The 17,078-nt window shown below is 52.0% G+C and carries 20 protein-coding genes, 5 tRNA genes and 1 other RNA gene; 19 read left to right on the forward strand and 7 right to left on the reverse strand.

Features of this window, described 5'->3' with window-relative positions; all coding sequences use genetic code 11:
• From cydB to pnuC, 18 genes are all read left to right on the forward strand, one after another.
• Positions 1 to 424: cytochrome d ubiquinol oxidase subunit II (gene cydB, locus KQJ18_RS13715; RefSeq protein WP_216422127.1), on the forward strand; the 424-nt coding region annotated here is incomplete at its 5' end.
• Between the two features lie 14 nt (positions 425 to 438).
• A complete protein-coding gene (gene cydX / locus KQJ18_RS13720) occupies positions 439 to 552 on the forward strand; it encodes a cytochrome bd-I oxidase subunit CydX (protein ID WP_061381940.1) in 114 nt (37 codons plus the stop codon).
• A gap of 2 nt (positions 553 to 554) precedes the next feature.
• The gene (gene ybgE, locus KQJ18_RS13725) at positions 555 to 845 is read left to right on the forward strand and encodes a cyd operon protein YbgE (protein ID WP_160956255.1); all 291 of its coding nucleotides are present in this window, start codon (positions 555 to 557) and stop codon (positions 843 to 845) included.
• A 275-nt stretch (positions 846 to 1,120) separates the two neighbouring features.
• Positions 1,121 to 1,525, forward strand: a complete 405-nt coding sequence (gene ybgC, locus KQJ18_RS13730) for a tol-pal system-associated acyl-CoA thioesterase (protein WP_003831439.1) — start codon at positions 1,121 to 1,123, stop codon at positions 1,523 to 1,525.
• Positions 1,522 to 2,214 carry a Tol-Pal system protein TolQ gene (gene tolQ, locus KQJ18_RS13735; protein ID WP_003022976.1) on the forward strand — a complete coding sequence of 231 codons (693 nt, stop codon included), beginning with the start codon at positions 1,522 to 1,524 and terminating at the stop codon, positions 2,212 to 2,214. The genes ybgC and tolQ overlap by 4 nt, the downstream gene beginning before the upstream one ends.
• Positions 2,215 to 2,217: 3 nt before the next feature.
• Positions 2,218 to 2,646, forward strand: a complete 429-nt coding sequence (gene tolR / locus KQJ18_RS13740) for a colicin uptake protein TolR (RefSeq protein WP_003022978.1) — start codon at positions 2,218 to 2,220, stop codon at positions 2,644 to 2,646.
• A 64-nt stretch (positions 2,647 to 2,710) separates the two neighbouring features.
• A complete protein-coding gene (gene tolA, locus KQJ18_RS13745; protein ID WP_038638946.1) occupies positions 2,711 to 3,967 on the forward strand; it encodes a cell envelope integrity protein TolA in 1,257 nt (418 codons plus the stop codon).
• Between the two features lie 128 nt (positions 3,968 to 4,095).
• Positions 4,096 to 5,388: a Tol-Pal system beta propeller repeat protein TolB gene (tolB, locus tag KQJ18_RS13750; RefSeq protein WP_110498550.1), complete on the forward strand. Its 1,293-nt coding sequence runs from the start codon at positions 4,096 to 4,098 to the stop codon at positions 5,386 to 5,388.
• Between the two features lie 34 nt (positions 5,389 to 5,422).
• Positions 5,423 to 5,941 carry a peptidoglycan-associated lipoprotein Pal gene (gene pal / locus KQJ18_RS13755; RefSeq protein ID WP_006685431.1) on the forward strand — a complete coding sequence of 173 codons (519 nt, stop codon included), beginning with the start codon at positions 5,423 to 5,425 and terminating at the stop codon, positions 5,939 to 5,941.
• A gap of 9 nt (positions 5,942 to 5,950) precedes the next feature.
• Complete coding sequence (gene cpoB, locus KQJ18_RS13760) at positions 5,951 to 6,739, forward strand: cell division protein CpoB (protein WP_038638952.1); 789 nt, start codon at positions 5,951 to 5,953, stop codon at positions 6,737 to 6,739.
• 165 nt (positions 6,740 to 6,904) lie between these two features.
• Positions 6,905 to 6,980: transfer RNA gene (locus KQJ18_RS13765), tRNA-Lys, on the forward strand.
• Between the two features lie 36 nt (positions 6,981 to 7,016).
• Positions 7,017 to 7,092: transfer RNA gene (locus KQJ18_RS13770), tRNA-Val, on the forward strand.
• A 3-nt stretch (positions 7,093 to 7,095) separates the two neighbouring features.
• A tRNA-Lys gene (locus KQJ18_RS13775) sits at positions 7,096 to 7,171 on the forward strand.
• A 45-nt stretch (positions 7,172 to 7,216) separates the two neighbouring features.
• A tRNA-Lys gene (locus tag KQJ18_RS13780) sits at positions 7,217 to 7,292 on the forward strand.
• 32 nt (positions 7,293 to 7,324) lie between these two features.
• Positions 7,325 to 7,400 (forward strand) — tRNA-Lys (locus KQJ18_RS13785).
• A 29-nt stretch (positions 7,401 to 7,429) separates the two neighbouring features.
• Positions 7,430 to 7,555: non-coding RNA, RtT sRNA (locus tag KQJ18_RS13790), on the forward strand.
• Positions 7,556 to 7,830: 275 nt separating this feature from the next.
• Complete coding sequence (gene nadA, locus KQJ18_RS13795; protein ID WP_216422128.1) at positions 7,831 to 8,874, forward strand: quinolinate synthase NadA; 1,044 nt, start codon at positions 7,831 to 7,833, stop codon at positions 8,872 to 8,874.
• A 26-nt stretch (positions 8,875 to 8,900) separates the two neighbouring features.
• The gene (gene pnuC, locus KQJ18_RS13800) at positions 8,901 to 9,620 is read left to right on the forward strand and encodes a nicotinamide riboside transporter PnuC (protein WP_038638959.1); all 720 of its coding nucleotides are present in this window, start codon (positions 8,901 to 8,903) and stop codon (positions 9,618 to 9,620) included.
• Here pnuC and zitB read toward each other — a convergent pair.
• Both zitB and KQJ18_RS13810 read right to left on the reverse strand, forming a co-directional pair.
• Entirely contained in the window at positions 9,617 to 10,558 is a 942-nt protein-coding gene (zitB, locus tag KQJ18_RS13805) for a CDF family zinc transporter ZitB (protein WP_069323184.1), read from the reverse strand. The genes pnuC and zitB overlap by 4 nt on opposite strands.
• 113 nt (positions 10,559 to 10,671) lie before the next feature.
• The gene (locus KQJ18_RS13810) at positions 10,672 to 11,046 is read right to left on the reverse strand and encodes a YbgS-like family protein (RefSeq protein WP_038638965.1); all 375 of its coding nucleotides are present in this window, start codon (positions 11,044 to 11,046) and stop codon (positions 10,672 to 10,674) included.
• A gap of 316 nt (positions 11,047 to 11,362) precedes the next feature.
• Here KQJ18_RS13810 and aroG point away from each other — a divergent pair, with 316 nt between their 5' ends.
• The gene (gene aroG, locus KQJ18_RS13815; RefSeq protein ID WP_038638968.1) at positions 11,363 to 12,415 is read left to right on the forward strand and encodes a 3-deoxy-7-phosphoheptulonate synthase AroG; all 1,053 of its coding nucleotides are present in this window, start codon (positions 11,363 to 11,365) and stop codon (positions 12,413 to 12,415) included.
• A gap of 105 nt (positions 12,416 to 12,520) precedes the next feature.
• Here aroG and gpmA read toward each other — a convergent pair whose 3' ends face one another.
• From gpmA to KQJ18_RS13840, 5 genes are all read right to left on the reverse strand, one after another.
• Entirely contained in the window at positions 12,521 to 13,273 is a 753-nt protein-coding gene (gene gpmA / locus KQJ18_RS13820) for a 2,3-diphosphoglycerate-dependent phosphoglycerate mutase (protein WP_038638971.1), read from the reverse strand.
• Between the two features lie 231 nt (positions 13,274 to 13,504).
• Positions 13,505 to 14,545 carry a galactose-1-epimerase gene (gene galM, locus KQJ18_RS13825; RefSeq protein WP_069323186.1) on the reverse strand — a complete coding sequence of 347 codons (1,041 nt, stop codon included), beginning with the start codon at positions 14,543 to 14,545 and terminating at the stop codon, positions 13,505 to 13,507.
• Positions 14,539 to 15,687, reverse strand: coding sequence for a galactokinase (gene galK / locus KQJ18_RS13830; RefSeq protein ID WP_087857618.1), 1,149 nt, complete (start codon positions 15,685 to 15,687; stop codon positions 14,539 to 14,541). The genes galM and galK overlap by 7 nt, the downstream gene beginning before the upstream one ends.
• Positions 15,688 to 15,690: 3 nt before the next feature.
• Complete coding sequence (galT, locus tag KQJ18_RS13835; protein WP_038638980.1) at positions 15,691 to 16,737, reverse strand: galactose-1-phosphate uridylyltransferase; 1,047 nt, start codon at positions 16,735 to 16,737, stop codon at positions 15,691 to 15,693.
• A 9-nt stretch (positions 16,738 to 16,746) separates the two neighbouring features.
• Positions 16,747 to 17,078 (reverse strand): GDP-mannose 4,6-dehydratase (locus KQJ18_RS13840; protein WP_216422129.1); only part of this gene is annotated, 332 nt, incomplete at its 5' end.

Below are 17,078 nucleotides of genomic sequence, written 5' to 3' on the forward strand. Positions count from 1 at the left end.
CGCCTCTAACCCGCTGACCAAAGAAGTGGCGCGTGTTGCTGGCGCATGGATGGTGAACTTTAATAATGCACCTATTCTGTGGCTGGTTCCTGCACTGGGCGTGGTTCTGCCGCTGTTGACCATCCTGACTTCTCGTATGGAGAAAGGGGCATGGGCGTTCGTCTTCTCCTCACTGACGTTAGCCTGCATCATCCTGACTGCCGGTATCGCAATGTTCCCGTTTGTGATGCCATCCAGCACCATGATGAACGCGAGTCTGACCATGTGGGATGCGACTTCCAGTCAGCTGACGCTGAACGTGATGACTTATGTGGCATTGGTGTTTGTACCGATCATTCTCATCTACACCACCTGGTGTTACTGGAAAATGTTTGGTCGCATCACCAAAGAAGATATTGAACGTAACACCCATTCTCTGTACTAAGTAAGGAGCTAAATATGTGGTATTTCGCATGGATTCTGGGAACGCTTCTTGCCTGTGCATTTGGGATAATCACAGCCCTGGCGCTTGAGCACGTTGAATCAGGCAAAGCCGGACAAGAAGAAAGCTGATGATCAACCTTATCGCGATGGTTTATGCGGTAATGGACAAGCGCCCCTTGCGGGCGCTTTCCTTTGTGCTGGCAATCGTGTTGGCTGGCTGCATATTCTGGGACCCGTCACGTTTCGCGGCCAAAACCAGTGAGCTTGAAATCTGGCATGGTTTTCTGCTGATGTGGGCTGTCTGCGCTGGCATCATTCACGGCGTTGGCTTTCGTCCTCGCGCGGTGCACTGGCAGGGCATCTTCTGCCCGCTGATCGCGGATATAGTCCTCGTTGTTGGTCTGATTTTCTTCTTCTTTTGAATAAGAAACATCCTTAAATATTTATGGGCTTGCATAAGCCCATAATTTTTTACTCTCCGTTTACTTTCCCCCATTCCAAAGCACCATTCCCGCGCGTATAGTAGCGAAGTTTGAAAGCACTAACCTTTTGTTGCATTACCGGGATGTACAGTGAAGACAGCGCGATATACAACGACATTCTTGATGCATCGCGGCGGCAAAAACGCGAGTCACCAGGCGCTTACCAGGGTAAGCAACGGGTGTGAGTGGACGAAGCCAACAAAGAGGCAGTAAGAATGAATAAGTATATGTTTCGATGGCCGGTTCGTGTCTACTATGAAGACACTGATGCCGGTGGGGTGGTTTACCACGCCAGCTACGTCGCTTTTTATGAAAGAGCACGCACAGAGATGCTGCGTCATCATCACTTCAGTCAGCAGGTGCTGCTGGCAGAGCGCGTAGCCTTTGTGGTGCGCAAGATGACTCTTGAGTATTTTGCGCCTGCGCGGCTCGACGATATGCTCGAAGTCCAAACCGAAATTACGTCAATGCGTGGCACCTCATTGGTTTTCACGCAACGCATTGTCAACGCAGAGAACACCGTGCTGAATGAAGCCGAAGTTCTGATTGTTTGCGTTGATCCACTCAAAATGAAGCCTCGTGCGCTTCCCAAGTCTATTGTCGCGGAGTTTAAGCAGTGACTGACATGAATATCCTTGATTTGTTCCTGAAGGCAAGCCTTCTGGTTAAACTTATCATGTTGATTTTGATTGGTTTCTCAATCGCATCCTGGGCCATTATTATCCAGCGGACCCGTATTCTGAATGCCGCTTCACGTGAAGCAGAAGCATTTGAAGACAAGTTCTGGTCTGGTATTGAGTTGTCACGCCTGTATCAGGAAAGTCAGGGGCGTCGTGATAATTTGGCGGGATCGGAACAAATTTTTTATAGCGGATTCAAAGAATTTGCGCGTTTGCACAGGGCCAATAGCCATGCGCCGGAAGCGGTCGTTGAGGGGGCATCCCGTGCGATGCGAATCTCGATGAACCGTGAACTGGAAACGCTGGAAACGCATATTCCATTCCTCGGCACCGTCGGCTCCATCAGTCCGTATATCGGTCTGTTCGGTACCGTTTGGGGGATCATGCACGCGTTTATCGCGCTGGGCGCGGTAAAACAGGCAACGTTGCAAATGGTCGCACCGGGTATCGCGGAAGCGTTGATTGCGACGGCTATCGGTCTGTTTGCGGCAATCCCGGCGGTTATGGCTTACAACCGACTGAATCAGCGCGTGAACAAGCTGGAACTGAATTACGACAACTTTATGGAAGAGTTTACCGCGATTCTGCACCGCCAGGCGTTTACCGTTAGCGAGAGCAACAAGGGGTAAGCCATGGCCAGAACGCGTGGACGAGGTCGTCGCGAACTTAAGTCCGAAATCAATATTGTACCGCTGCTCGACGTACTGTTGGTGCTGCTGCTGATCTTTATGGCAACCGCGCCGATCATTACCCAGAGTGTGGAAGTCGATCTGCCGGATGCGACCGAATCGCAAGCCGTCAGCAGTAACGACGAACCTCCGGTCATTATTGAAGTTTCCGGTATTGGGCAATACAGCGTGGTGGTTGAAAAAGATCGTATGGATCAACTGCCGCCGGAGCAGGTTATTGCGGAAGCGAAAAGCCGCCTGCAGACCAATCCGAAAACGGTCTTTTTAATCGGTGGTGCGAAAGACGTGCCTTATGATGAAATAATTAAAGCGCTGAACTTGTTACACAGTGCAGGCGTGAAATCGGTTGGCTTGATGACGCAGCCAATCTGATGTCTGCGTATTGCTGGCTTGAAAGATAGCGCGTAACAGGCGAACAGTTTTTTGGGAACCGAGAGTGTCAAAGGCAACCGAACAAAACGACAAGCTCAAAAGGGCGATAATTATTTCAGCGGTGCTGCATGTCATTTTATTTGCAGCGCTGATCTGGAGTTCGTTCGATGAGCACATTGATGCTTCAGCCGGCGGCGGTGGCGGTTCGTCCATCGACGCCGTTATGGTTGATCCTGGCGCCGTTGTGCAACAGTACGACAGGCAGCAGCAACAGCAGGCAAGTGCGAAACGTGCAGAAGAGCAGCGTGAAAAACAGGCGCAGCAGCAGGCTGAAGAACTTCGCGAGAAACAGGCCGCTGAGCAAGAGCGCCTGAAGCAGCTGGAAAAAGAACGTTTAGCCGCGCAGGAAAAAGTGCGCGAACAAGCGGAACAGCAGAAACAGGCTGAAGCTGCCGCCGCGAAAGCGCAAGAGCAGCAGAAACAGGCTGAAGAAGCTGCGGCGAAGGCTGCTGCAGACGCGAAGGCCAAGGCGGATGCACAGGCGAAACAAGCGGCAGATGCCGCGAAGAAAGCCGCTGCGGACGCACAGAAAAAAGCTGAGGCTGAAGCCGCTAAAGCCGCCGCTGATGCGAAGAAAGTTGCCGAAGCACAAGCCGCTAAGGCTGCCGCAGACGCCGCGAAGAAAGCCCAGGCTGAAGCTGCTAAGCAAGCTGCAGCAGAAAAAGCTGCCGCCGAAAAAGCAGAAAAAGCCGCTGCCGCAAAAGCAGCAGCTGCTGAAAAAGCGGCGGCTGAAAAGAAAGCTGCTGCGGAAAAAGCCGCTGCAGACAAGAAAGCTGCCGCTGACAAAGCTGCTGCTGACAAGAAAGCTGCGGCAGATAAAGCCGCTGCTGCGAAAAAAGCGGCTGCTGAGAAGGCCGCTGCGGCCTCGGGCGTTGACGACCTGTTGGGTGACTTAAGCTCCGGTAAGAATGCGCCGAAATCAGGTGGTGGAGCGAAAGGAAACGGTCAGCCGGCGAAAGATAGTGGTACAAGTGGTGCAAATGGCGGCGCATCTGGCGCTGATATCAGTGCTTACGCCTCTCAAATTCGTAATGCGATCCAGAGCCGTCTGTATGGTGCTGATTTGTATGCGGGCAAATCTTGCGTACTACATATCAAGTTAGCACCCGATGGTCTGTTACTGGATGTGACCGAAGAGGGCGGCGATCCGGCATTGTGCCAGGCTGCGCTGACGGCTGCGAAAACAGCCAGAATTCCTAAACCGCCTAGCCAGGCTGTTTATGAAAAAGTAAAAGATGCCAAACTGGACTTTAAACTGTAATAACAACCCCTGAGAAATCGGGGGAAACAGTCTAAGGTTGAGACAGAGTTCTGGTAGTTTTGTGTATTTGAGTTTGTTAACATTCTGCTAAATTATCGTGGGCGTTCCGTCCAGATAAGGGAGATATGATGAAGCAGGCATTACGAGTAGCATTTGGTTTTCTGATGCTGTGGGCAGCAGTGCTGCATGCAGAAGTACGTATCGAGATCACCCAGGGGGTGGACTCGGCACGCCCGATTGGCGTTGTCCCATTCAAGTGGGCAGGGCCGGGTGCTGCACCTGAAGATATCGGTGGTATCGTTGGCGCTGACCTGCGTAACAGCGGTAAATTTAACCCATTAGACCGTTCTCGTCTGCCGCAGCAGCCGGGCACCGCGGCGGAAGTTCAACCTGCTGCATGGTCTGCGCTGGGTATTGATGCCGTCGTGGTCGGGCAGGTAACGCCGAATCCGGATGGCTCCTACAGCGTGGCTTATCAACTGGTTGATACCGGCGGCGCGCCGGGTACCGTACTGGCGCAGAACACCTATAAAGTGAACAAGCAATGGCTGCGTTACGCGGGCCATACAGCCAGTGACGAAGTATTTGAAAAACTGACCGGCATTAAGGGCGCATTCCGTACCCGTATCGCGTATGTTGTCCAGACCAACGGCGGTCAGTTCCCGTACGAATTACGCGTGTCCGACTACGATGGTTACAACCAGTTCGTGGTACACCGTTCTCCGCAGCCGCTGATGTCTCCGGCGTGGTCTCCGGACGGTTCAAAACTGGCTTACGTGACCTTCGAAAGCGGTCGTTCTGCGCTGGTTATTCAGACGTTGTCTAACGGCGCTGTTCGTCAGGTCGCTTCTTTCCCGCGTCACAACGGCGCACCTGCGTTTTCTCCGGATGGCAGCAAACTGGCGTTTGCCCTGTCTAAAACCGGTAGCCTGAACCTGTATGTTATGGACATTGGTTCTGGTCAAATCCGTCAGGTGACGGATGGTCGCAGCAACAACACTGAACCTACCTGGTTCCCGGACAGCCAGAATCTGGCCTTTACTTCTGACCAGGCCGGTCGTCCGCAGGTATACAAAGTTAACGTCAACGGCGGTGCTCCGCAGCGTATTACCTGGGAAGGTTCGCAAAACCAGGATGCGGATGTGAGCAGCGACGGTAAATTTATGGTAATGGTAAGCTCGGCTAACGGTCAGCAACACATTGCCAAACAAGATCTGGTAGCGGGTGGCGTACAAGTTCTGTCGTCAACGTTCCTGGATGAAACGCCAAGTCTGGCACCTAACGGCACTATGGTAATCTACAGCTCTTCTCAGGGGATGGGATCCGTGCTGAATTTGGTTTCTACAGATGGGCGTTTCAAAGCGCGTCTTCCGGCAACTGATGGTCAGGTTAAATTCCCGGCCTGGTCGCCGTATCTGTGATAATAAATAATTGATTAATAAAGGAATCATTGAAATGCAACTGAACAAAGTGCTGAAAGGGCTGATGATTGCTCTGCCTGTTATGGCTATTGCGGCATGTTCTTCTAACAAGAACGCCAGCAATGACGGCAGCGAAGGCATGCTGGGTGCCGGCACTGGTATGGATGCAAACGGCAGCGGCAACATGTCTTCTGAAGAGCAAGCGCGTCTTCAGATGCAGCAGCTGCAGCAGAACAACATCGTTTACTTCGATCTGGACAAGTACGATATCCGTTCTGACTTCGCTGCAATGCTGGATGCGCACGCTAACTTCCTGCGTAGCAACCCGTCTTACAAAGTCACCGTAGAAGGTCATGCGGACGAACGTGGTACTCCTGAGTACAACATTTCCCTGGGTGAGCGTCGTGCAAACGCCGTTAAGATGTACCTGCAGGGTAAAGGCGTTTCTGCTGACCAGATCTCCATCGTTTCTTACGGTAAAGAAAAACCTGCAGTACTGGGTCATGACGAAGCGGCTTACTCCAAAAACCGTCGTGCCGTACTGGTTTACTAAGAGAATTGCATGAGCAGTAACTTCAGACATCATTTGTTGAGTCTGTCGTTACTGGTTGGCATAGCGGCCCCCTGGGCCGCTTTTGCACAGGCGCCAATCAGTAGTGTCGGCTCAGGCTCGGTCGAAGACCGTGTCACTCAACTCGAGCGTATTTCTAACGCTCACAGTCAGCTTTTAACCCAACTCCAGCAACAACTCTCCGATAATCAGTCCGATATTGACTCTCTGCGTGGTCAAATTCAGGAAAATCAGTATCAACTGAATCAGGTTGTTGAACGTCAGAAACAGATATTGCTGCAGATGAATAATCTTGGCAGCGGTAGCGCGCCTGCGGCGCAGTCTGCGGGTGGGGATCAGAGCGGGGCGGCGACCCCTGCGCCTGATGCGGGGGCTGCGGCAACGTCAGGGGCTCCGGCACAAACTGGCGATGCTAATACCGATTACAATGCAGCAATCGCCCTGGTACAGGATAAATCCCGTCAGGATGACGCGATTGAAGCATTTCAGAACTTCATCAAAAAGTACCCGGACTCTACTTACCTGCCAAATGCCAATTATTGGCTGGGTCAGTTGAATTACAACAAGGGTAAAAAAGATGATGCCGCGTTCTATTTCGCTTCGGTAGTTAAAAACTTCCCAAAATCACCTAAGGCTGCAGACGCGATGTATAAAGTCGGCGTCATCATGCAGGACAAGGGCGACACAGCAAAAGCTAAAGCGGTTTATCAGCAGGTTATCACTAAATATCCTGGCACTGATGGCGCGAAACAAGCGCAAAAACGCCTTAACGCGATGTAATGACCACCATGCGACCAGAAATCGTGTTATTTCTGGTCGCGTCGTGTGATTCCTAAGCAGTTGAGTTATTTACCTCGAAATTTTTGTTGCGCTAAAATCTGAAATCAGTAATATATGCCGCCGTTGCCAAGGGATATCAAACAGCCTGAAAGCGGCGAAAAAAGTGGGTCGTTAGCTCAGTTGGTAGAGCAGTTGACTTTTAATCAATTGGTCGCAGGTTCGAATCCTGCACGACCCACCACTAACTCAGTTAGTAAGTAGTATCCAGCGTAGTATCGGGTGATTAGCTCAGCTGGGAGAGCACCTCCCTTACAAGGAGGGGGTCGGCGGTTCGATCCCGTCATCACCCACCACTCGGGGCGTTAGCTCAGTTGGTAGAGCAGTTGACTTTTAATCAATTGGTCGCAGGTTCGAATCCTGCACGCCCCACCAATTCCTGGTGGTTCCGAGTAAAATTTTTTCAGGTGACATCCGAGCGGGTCGTTAGCTCAGTTGGTAGAGCAGTTGACTTTTAATCAATTGGTCGCAGGTTCGAATCCTGCACGACCCACCATCCTGAAAGTATAAAGAAGTAAACCCTATAAGGGGGCGTTAGCTCAGTTGGTAGAGCAGTTGACTTTTAATCAATTGGTCGCAGGTTCGAATCCTGCACGCCCCACCAGTGTAAAAAGGCGCCCTAAAGGCGCCTTTTTGCTATCTGCAATATGAAAGATTCGAACCTGCAGAAGGTTCGGGTCGAACGTAGTGAGACAACGGAGCCGTTTACGGCGACGACCCGAAGGGCGAGCGAAGCGAGTCATCCTGCACGCCCCACCAGTGTAAAAAGGGCGCTTGCGGCGCCTTTTTGCTATCTGCAATATGGAAGATTCGAACCTGCTTGCCTGATGCGCTTCGCTTATCAGGCTTACGGGTGCCAAATGTAGGCCGGATAAGACGCCAGTCGCCATCCGGTACTCATCACACGCAATTATTGTGACTTTTCTGCACTAATCCGCTATCTTGTTTAGCATATAAAACAAACTAAACCGAATATGGCGTGTGTCACGCTTTTAATCGGTTATTTCGTTAAGCCAGTAAAACGAGAAAGCAAGATGAGCGTGATGTTTGATCCTGAAGCTGCAATTTATCCATTTCCGCCGAAGCCAGCACCGCTGAGTGCGGACGAAAAACAATTTTACCGTGAAAAAATCAAGCGCCTGCTGAAAGAGCGTGATGCCGTTATGGTCGCGCACTATTACACCGATCCTGAAATCCAACAGTTGGCCGAAGAGACCGGCGGCTGTATTTCTGATTCTCTGGAGATGGCGCGGTTCGGCTCAAAACATCCCGCTTCTACGCTGTTGGTTGCGGGCGTGAGATTTATGGGAGAAACCGCCAAAATTCTCAGCCCGGAAAAGACCATCCTGATGCCAACCCTGCAGGCAGAATGTTCATTAGATCTGGGTTGTCGGATTGATGCGTTCAGCGCGTTTTGCGACGCGCATCCGGATCGCACCGTAGTGGTTTACGCCAATACCTCAGCAGCAGTTAAAGCACGTGCCGACTGGGTCGTGACCTCCAGTATTGCGGTTGAACTTATTGAGCATCTTGATAGTTTGGGTGAAAAAATCATCTGGGCCCCGGACAGACATCTGGGCAACTACGTGCAAAAACAGACCGGTGCAGACGTTCTTTGTTGGCAGGGGGCGTGTATCGTCCACGACGAGTTTAAAACTCAGGCTTTAACACGCATGAAAGCGCTTTACCCCAATGCCGCCGTGCTGGTGCATCCGGAGTCCCCTCAGTCCATCGTTGATATGGCCGATGCGGTCGGGTCAACCAGCCAGTTAATCAACGCAGCAAAATCGTTACCGCACCAGCAACTGATAGTGGCGACAGACCGGGGTATTTTTTACAAAATGCAGCAAGCTGTTCCCGATAAAGAGTTGCTTGAAGCGCCAACGGCTGGCGAAGGGGCAACCTGTCGCAGTTGCGCGCATTGTCCGTGGATGGCGATGAACGGCCTCAAGGCGATTGCTGAGGGTCTGGAGCAAGGGGGGATTGCTCACGAGATACATGTAGATGCAGCGCTGCGAGAAGGTGCATTGCTGCCGTTAAACCGCATGTTGGAATTTGCGGCTACACTTCGGGCTTAAGTAATTTATTTGCTCTGGGGGAAAAGATGGACTTTTTTAGCACGCAGAACATTCTGGTACATATTCCGATCGGTGCGGGCGGTTACGATCTGTCGTGGATCGAAGCCGTGGGGACGATCGCCGGATTATTGTGTATTGGCCTGGCAAGCCTTGAGAAAATCAGTAATTACGTCTTCGGACTGATAAACGTCACGCTGTTTGCGATTATCTTCTTTCAGATCCAGCTCTATGCCAGCCTGTTGCTGCAGGTTTTCTTTTTTGCCGCGAATATCTACGGCTGGTATGCCTGGTCCCGGCAAACCAACCAGCATGAGGCAGAGTTGAAAATACGCTGGTTGCCGTTACCGAAAGCGATCGGTTGGCTGGCTGCTTGCGTGGTGGCGATTGGCCTGATGTCGGTCTATATCGATCCGGTGTTTGCATTTTTGACACGTATTGCCGTGAACATTATGCAGGGGCTGGGATTACAGGTAGCGGCTCCAGAGTTGCAACCCGATGCATTCCCGTTCTGGGATTCCTGCATGATGGTGCTGTCGATTGTGGCGATGATCCTGATGACGCGCAAATACGTTGAAAACTGGCTGTTGTGGGTGATCATTAACGTCATTAGCGTAGTGATCTTTGCTCTGCAAGGCGTATATGCCATGTCACTGGAATATATGATCCTGACGGTTATCGCCCTGAACGGAAGCAGGTTGTGGATTAACAGCGCGCGTGAGCGGGGTTCCCACGCGCTGTCCCATTAATGGTGATGATGTGCATGGCCGGACACGCCTTGATACAGGTGGCAGTCCGGCCCATTGCATGGCTGATATTCCATCTGGATCGTGGCGTGTTCAATCTGGTAGTGATGAATCAGGAAATGTTGAATACGCTCCAGCAGCGCGTCGTGATCGTGCGGCGGGACCACCTGCACATGCAGCGTCATGACCGGTTTTTCACCTACCATCCAGACGTGTACATGATGCACATTGCGAACTTCGGGGATATCCCGGCTGAGATGGCGCTGCAAGGCGGCAATATCCAATGTAAGCGGAGCGCCTTCCAGTAATTCATTTACGCTATCTTTCAATAACCGCCAGGCGCTACGCAGTACCAGCACGGAAACCAGAATCGAGAGAATTGGGTCCGCTGGCGTCCAGCCCGTCCAGATAATAATCAGCGCAGCGATGATTGCTCCAACCGAGCCGAGCAAATCGCCCATTACGTGTAGCGCTGCGGCGCGGACGTTAAGGTTTTTCTCTTCACTGCCGCGATGTAAAACCCAAAAAGCGAGCACGTTCGCCAGTAAACCCGCGACAGCAATGATCATCATCATGCCGCCTGCTACGGGACGTGGCGTATGGAAGCGCTCAATCGCCTCCCAGACGATTAAAATGGTGATCACAACCAATGCGATGGCGTTAACAAACGCGGCTAATGTTGTGAGTCTCAACCAGCCGAAAGTGTGCCTTATAGTGGGCGGGCGTCTGGAGAACTGGACCGCCAGCAGGGCAAATAGAAGCGCGGCGGCATCTGTGAGCATATGTCCGGCATCAGCCAGTAACGCCAGCGAGCCTGAAATAATTCCACCCACCACTTCAACCAGCATAAATCCGGCTGTAATGCAGAATGCGAAAAGCAATCTGCGGGCATTATTGTCCTTAGGTTGTTCAGGGGAAGTATGAGTATGTGAGTGCGCCATTATGCCATCCCTTTGTTATTCTCACCTTTACTGTATGTCATGATACCGTTTTTGGGATGATAAAATTAAAAAGGAGAGCTATTGCTCTCCCGTTATTAGCTTTATTTTCAGCGTTACTGGGTAGTACCGTCAGTTTTGGTGTCGGCATCATTATTGATGCCGTTTCCGGTCTCAACTTTTTTATTCACATCCGGGCAGCGTCCGTCCTTACACATGGTGTTTTTATGCACCTCGTCTTTGGTCATTCCTTCATGGTTCATTGATGAACCGTCCGGATGCAGCATTGTGCCACCCGAATTCACGTTGTTGTTATCGACATTATTTGGCGCAACGTTTTCGCGCGCGTCTGGCGCGACTTGACCGGCATCTGCCGCGGAATTTGCCTGGCCGTTATTCGACTGCGTGTTGGTGTCAGCTGCGAGCGCCGCGCCGCTGGCGAGGCTGAGTGTGGCCGTCAAAAAGAGTGAAGTCAGCTTTGTCATATGCATATTATGCTCCTGTTATGATTGAGATGTCGGATAACGTCTTCCAACAGTGCATGTGCCAGTACATCAGCAGGACATGGTTAATAGTTTTGCTATGCAAATTAAAACCAGCATAGAATCTTGAAATTTATGAGAATTTAAGCTGTTGCAGTTATAAATTGTAGTCTGGATCTCTTTTTTCGCTACTTTATTGCGTTTTTTTGGCCTATTCCAGGATTAATCCGTCCAAAGTGTAAAACCCCGTTTACACTTTATGACTGAAGATATAGATTGGAGGGATTGCATTCATTTATATAAGTATGGCAACGCTGGAATAATCATGAATTATCAGAACGACGATTTACGCATTAAAGAGATCAACGAATTATTACCCCCGGTCGCACTGCTGGAAAAATTCCCCGCTACTGAAAATGCCGCCAATACGGTGGCGCATGCCCGTAAGGCGATTCATAAAATTCTCAAAGGCAGTGACGATCGTCTGCTGGTGGTGATTGGGCCGTGTTCTATTCATGATCCGGCAGCGGCTAAAGAGTATGCCGCTCGCTTGCTGGCGCTACGTGAAGAGTTAAAAGGCGAACTTGAAATCGTCATGCGCGTCTATTTTGAAAAACCGCGTACCACCGTAGGCTGGAAAGGACTTATCAACGATCCGCACATGGATAACAGCTTCCAGATCAACGACGGTCTGCGCATCGCCCGTAAACTGCTGCTGGATATCAACGACAGCGGTTTGCCAGCTGCAGGTGAGTTCCTGGATATGATCACCCCACAATATCTTGCCGATCTCATGAGCTGGGGCGCCATTGGCGCCCGTACCACCGAATCTCAGGTACACCGTGAGTTGGCGTCAGGTCTGTCCTGCCCGGTTGGTTTTAAAAACGGTACTGATGGCACCATCAAAGTCGCCATTGATGCAATCAATGCTGCCGGGGCGCCGCATTGCTTCCTGTCTGTAACCAAATGGGGCCATTCGGCGATTGTGAATACCAGCGGTAATGGCGATTGCCATATCATTCTGCGCGGCGGCAAAGAGCCGAACTACAGCGCTCAACACGTTGCCGACGTGAAAGAAGGTTTGGTCAAAGCGGGGCTTTCTCCGCAGGTGATGATCGACTTTAGCCATGCCAACTCCAGCAAGCAGTTCAAAAAGCAGATGGATGTTGCGAAAGACGTTTGCGGGCAGGTTGCCGGTGGCGAGAAAGCAATTATTGGCGTGATGATTGAAAGCCATCTGGTTGAAGGTAATCAGAACCCGGATAGCGGTGAACCCCTGACCTACGGCAAGAGCATCACCGATGCCTGCATTGGCTGGGAAGATACCGATGCGGTGTTACGCCAGTTGGCGGAAGCGGTAAAAGCGCGCCGCGGGTAAAAAACTCATCCGGGTTACCCTCGGTAGGCCGGATAAGGCAACGCCGCCATCCGGCAATAAAAAAAGCGTGGAGCATTCCACGCTTTTTTATTGGGAGCGAAAAAATTACTTCGCTTTACCCTGGTTAGCAACGGCTGCGGCTTTTGCCGCGATCTCGTCAGCGTTACCCAGATAGTAGTGTTTAATCGGCTTAAAGTTTTCGTCAAACTCATACACCAGCGGTACGCCGGTCGGGATGTTCAGTTCGAGGATTTCATCTTCGCTCATGTTATCCAGGTACTTCACCAGCGCGCGCAGGGAGTTACCGTGAGCAGCGATAATTACGCGCTCACCGCTTTTCATACGCGGCAGAATGGTTTCGTTCCAGTAAGGAATCACGCGATCGATGGTCAGCGCCAGGCTTTCGGTGAGCGGTAGTTCTTTGTCAGTCAGTTTGGCATAACGCGGGTCGTGGCCCGGATAACGCTCGTCATCTTTGGTCAGTTCCGGCGGGGTGACCGCAAAGCCGCGACGCCATTGCTTAACCTGCTCGTCACCGTATTTTTCAGCGGTTTCTGCTTTGTTCAGACCCTGTAGCGCGCCGTAATGACGCTCGTTCAGTTTCCAGGATTTCTCAACCGGCAGCCAGGCCTGATCCAGTTCGTCCAGGACATTCCATAGGGTATGGATGGCACGTTTCAGCACAGAGGTATAGGCAAAATCGAAGCTATAGCCTTCCTCTTTCAACAGTTTACCGGCCGCTTTTGCTTCACCTACGCCTTTCTCGGACAGATCAACGTCATACCAACCGGTAAAACGGTTTTCGTTGTTCCACTGACTTTCACCGTGTCGTACCAGAACCAGCTTAGTTACAGCCATACACTCACTCCTATCAATCATATTTAATGATAATAATTCTCATTATATTGCCGTAATGAGTCAGCGGCAATGCTTACGCATAACCATAGCGAAAATAGCGCCACAGTGTAAGGTTCTTGTGAACTCAAGGTTGCGATTTTGTCTTTGGATGATGGGGGGGAGCGGGTTTGCTGCGGAAAACAAACAACAGGCCCGATAAATTTATGCTATCGGGCCTGTCAGGATGAACTGTCAGGCAGGAATAAACTGATATTCCGTCACGCTGGCATACTCTTCACCCGGATGCAGGAAGCAGTCCGGCTGTGGCCATTCCGGATGGTTCGGGCTGTCTGGCAGAAACTCACTTTCCAGCGCCAGACCTTGCCAGTCTTCATAGGCCTCCGGCCCACGTGAAGGCGTACCGCCAAGGAAGTTTCCTGAGTAAAACTGCAATGCCGGGGCTGAGGTGTAAACCACCATCTGCAATTTTTCATCCTGAGACCAAACCTGAGCCGCCGGAGTACGCGCATTGCCTTGTGCCTGGAGCAGGAAGGCGTGATCGTAACCTTTTACCTTGCGCTGATCGTCATCGGCCAGAAATTCGCTGGCGATGATTTTCGGGGAACGGAAATCAAAAGTGCTTCCGGCGACGGATTTCAGCCCGTCATGCGGGATGCCCATTTCGTCTACGGGTAAATACTCGTCCGCCAGAATTTGCAGCTTGTGCTGGCGCACATCCGTTTTGTCACCGTCGAGATTAAAATAGACATGATTCGTCAGATTTACCGGGCAGGGCTTATCAACCGTGGCACGGTAGGTTATCGAAATCCGATTATCGTCAGTCAGGCGATACTGCGCGGTGGCGCAAAGATTCCCAGGGAAACCCTGGTCGCCATCGTCAGACGTTAAGGCAAACAGCACCTGACGGTCATTCTGATTCACTATCTGCCAGCGACGTTTGTCGAAACCGTTCGGTCCGCCGTGCAGTTGGTTATCACCCTGGCTTGGTAGCAATTCAATGGTTTCGCCGTCAAAGGTATAGCGGCTGTTGGCGATACGGTTAGCGTAGCGGCCAATGGAAGCCCCCAGAAACGCAGCCTGTTCCGGGTATTGCTCCGGACTGGCGCAACCGAGCAGGGCTTCGCGCACACTACCATCGCTAAGTGGAATACGCGCAGAGAGCAGCGTTGCACCCCAGTCCATGAGCGTGACCACCATCCCTGCGTCGTTACGCAGGGTAAGCAGGCGGAACGGCTGACCGTCGGGCGCCATTACGGGAATTTCGTTTAACATTGTCCGGCTCCTTGTGAAGGTTTACAGACGTAAAATGTTTCTTTAATACCGGTTTTAGCTTCGTACTGTTCGGCGACAGCCTGCTGCACTGCAGGCACCAGATCTTGCGGGATCAGCGCCACAATACAGCCCCCGAAGCCGCCGCCTGTCATACGAACACCACCTTTATCGCCGATGGTTGCTTTGACAATCTCAACCAGCGTATCAATTTGCGGCACGGTAATTTCAAAGTCATCGCGCATTGAAGCGTGAGATTCCGCCATCAGCTGACCCATGCGTAACAGGTCGCCTTTTTCCAGCGCATTCGCAGCTTCCACGGTACGCGCGTTTTCCGTGATCACGTGACGAACGCGTTTGGCGACAATCGGATCCAGTTCGTGAGCAACTGCGCTAAAGGTTTCAAAGCTGACATCACGCAGGGCAGGTTGCTGGAAGAAACGCGCCCCGGTTTCACACTGTTCGCGACGGGTGTTGTACTCGCTACCTACCAACGTACGTTTAAAATTGCTGTTGATGATTACCACCGCCACGCCTTCAGGCATGGAAACGGCTTTGGTGCCCAGCGTACGGCAGTCGATCAGCAGCGCATGATCTTTCTTGCCAAGCGCGGAGATCAACTGATCCATAATGCCGCAGTTGCAGCCGACAAACTGGTTTTCAGCTTCCTGGCCGTTCAGAGCAATCTGCGCCCCGTCGAGCGGCAGATGATAAAGCTGCTGGAACACGGTGCCTACCGCCACTTCCAGCGAAGCCGAAGAGCTTAAGCCTGCGCCCTGAGGCACATTACCGCTGATCACCAGATCCGCGCCGCCAAAGGCGTTATTACGCTTTTGCAGATGCTTCACCACGCCACGCACGTAGTTTGACCACTGCTGGCTGTCATGAGCGATAATTGGCGCGTCCAGAGAGAACTCGTCCATTTGATTATCGTAGTCAGCCGCGATAACGCGAACTTTTCTGTCATCGCGTGCCGCACAGCTAATCACGGTTTGATAGTCGATAGCGCAGGGCAGAACGAATCCGTCGTTATAATCGGTATGTTCGCCAATCAGGTTTACACGGCCCGGTGCCTGAATAGTATGGGTGGCAGGGTAGCCAAATGTTTCAGCAAACAGAGATTGTGTTTTTTCTTTCAGACTCATTATTTAAACTCCGGATTCGCGAAAATGGATGTCGCTGACCGCACGCAGTCGTTCAGCCGCTTGTTCTGCTGTCAGGTCGCGCTGGGTTTCCGCCAGCATTTCGTAACCGACCATAAATTTGCGCACGGTTGCCGAACGCAGCAGCGGCGGATAAAAGTGTGCGTGCAACTGCCAGTGTTGGTTTTCTTCACCGTTAAACGGTGCGCCGTGCCAGCCCATGGAGTAGGGGAATGAGCACTGGAACAGGTTGTCGTAACGACTGGTCAGTTTTTTCAACGCCAGCGCCAGATCAGCGCGCTGTTCGTCGGTCAAATCGGTGATACGCAGGACATGCGCTTTTGGCAGCAGCAGCGTTTCGAACGGCCATGCCGCCCAATAGGGCACGACTGCCAGCCAGTGTTCTGTTTCAACGACCGTACGGCTACCATCAGCCAGTTCACGCTGGACGTAATCAAGGAGCATCGGCGCGCCCTGTTCGGCGAAGTACGCTTTTTGCAGGCGATCTTCACGTTCGGCTTCGTTGGGCAGAAAGCTATTGGCCCAAATCTGTCCGTGGGGATGGGGGTTCGAACACCCCATTGCCGCGCCTTTATTCTCAAAGACCTGCACCCAGGGATAGGTTTTGCCTAAATCTGCCGTCTGTTCCTGCCACGTTTTCACGATTTCTGTTAGCGCAGGCACGCTGAGTTCCGGCAGCGTTTTGCTGTGATCGGGCGAAAAGCAAATCACGCGGCTGGTACCGCGCGCGCTCTGACAGCGCATTAACGGATCGTGGCTGTCAGGCGCGTCCGGGGTATCGGACATCAGCGCGGCAAAGTCGTTAGTAAAAACATAGGTCCCGGTGTAATCCGGGTTTTTATCGCCGGTAACACGTGTATTGCCTGCACACAGGAAGCAGTCCGGGTCATGTGCGGGTAGAACCTGCTTAGATGGTGTTTCCTGCGCCCCTTGCCAGGGGCGTTTTGCACGATGCGGTGAGACGAGGATCCACTGCCCGGTGAGCGGGTTAAAACGGCGGTGTGGATGATCGACAGGATTGAATTGCGTCATGATTGATCCTTAATCCGTATATCCCTGCGGATGGCGTGATTGCCAGTGCCAGGTGTCTTGCGCCATTTCATCCAGGGTGCGAGTTACGCGCCAGTTGAGCTCGCGATCGGCTTTACTGGCATCTGCCCAGTAGGCCGGAAGATCGCCATCACGACGCGGGGCAAAATGGTAATTCACCGGTTTACCGCAGGCTTTACTGAAGGCGTTGACCACATCCAGCACGCTGCTGCCGATGCCCGCTCCGAGGTTGTAAATATGCACGCCCTGTTTGCCCGCCAGTTTTTCCATCGCGGCGACGTGGCCATCTGCGAGATCCATGACGTGGATATAGTCGCGAACGC

The sequence above is a fragment of the Citrobacter sp. S55_ASV_140 genome, from assembly GCF_018919505.1.
GTDB classification, from domain to species: Bacteria; Pseudomonadota; Gammaproteobacteria; order Enterobacterales; family Enterobacteriaceae; genus Citrobacter; species Citrobacter werkmanii.

Excerpts from the sequence above, each read along its gene's own strand:
- cydX (WP_061381940.1), top strand. The coding sequence starts at position 439 with ATGTGGTATTTCGCATGGATTCTGGGAACGCTTCTTGCCTGTGCATTT.
- ybgC (WP_003831439.1), top strand. The coding sequence starts at position 1,121 with ATGAATAAGTATATGTTTCGATGGCCGGTTCGTGTCTACTATGAAGAC.
- tolR (WP_003022978.1), top strand. The coding sequence starts at position 2,218 with ATGGCCAGAACGCGTGGACGAGGTCGTCGCGAACTTAAGTCCGAAATC.
- tolB (WP_110498550.1), top strand. The coding sequence starts at position 4,096 with ATGAAGCAGGCATTACGAGTAGCATTTGGTTTTCTGATGCTGTGGGCA.
- pal (WP_006685431.1), top strand. The coding sequence starts at position 5,423 with ATGCAACTGAACAAAGTGCTGAAAGGGCTGATGATTGCTCTGCCTGTT.
- cpoB (WP_038638952.1), top strand. The coding sequence starts at position 5,951 with ATGAGCAGTAACTTCAGACATCATTTGTTGAGTCTGTCGTTACTGGTT.
- nadA (WP_216422128.1), top strand. The coding sequence starts at position 7,831 with ATGAGCGTGATGTTTGATCCTGAAGCTGCAATTTATCCATTTCCGCCG.
- pnuC (WP_038638959.1), top strand. The coding sequence starts at position 8,901 with ATGGACTTTTTTAGCACGCAGAACATTCTGGTACATATTCCGATCGGT.
- zitB (WP_069323184.1), bottom strand. The coding sequence starts at position 10,558 with ATGGCGCACTCACATACTCATACTTCCCCTGAACAACCTAAGGACAAT.
- KQJ18_RS13810 (WP_038638965.1), bottom strand. The coding sequence starts at position 11,046 with ATGCATATGACAAAGCTGACTTCACTCTTTTTGACGGCCACACTCAGC.
- aroG (WP_038638968.1), top strand. The coding sequence starts at position 11,363 with ATGAATTATCAGAACGACGATTTACGCATTAAAGAGATCAACGAATTA.
- gpmA (WP_038638971.1), bottom strand. The coding sequence starts at position 13,273 with ATGGCTGTAACTAAGCTGGTTCTGGTACGACACGGTGAAAGTCAGTGG.
- galM (WP_069323186.1), bottom strand. The coding sequence starts at position 14,545 with ATGTTAAACGAAATTCCCGTAATGGCGCCCGACGGTCAGCCGTTCCGC.
- galK (WP_087857618.1), bottom strand. The coding sequence starts at position 15,687 with ATGAGTCTGAAAGAAAAAACACAATCTCTGTTTGCTGAAACATTTGGC.
- galT (WP_038638980.1), bottom strand. The coding sequence starts at position 16,737 with ATGACGCAATTCAATCCTGTCGATCATCCACACCGCCGTTTTAACCCG.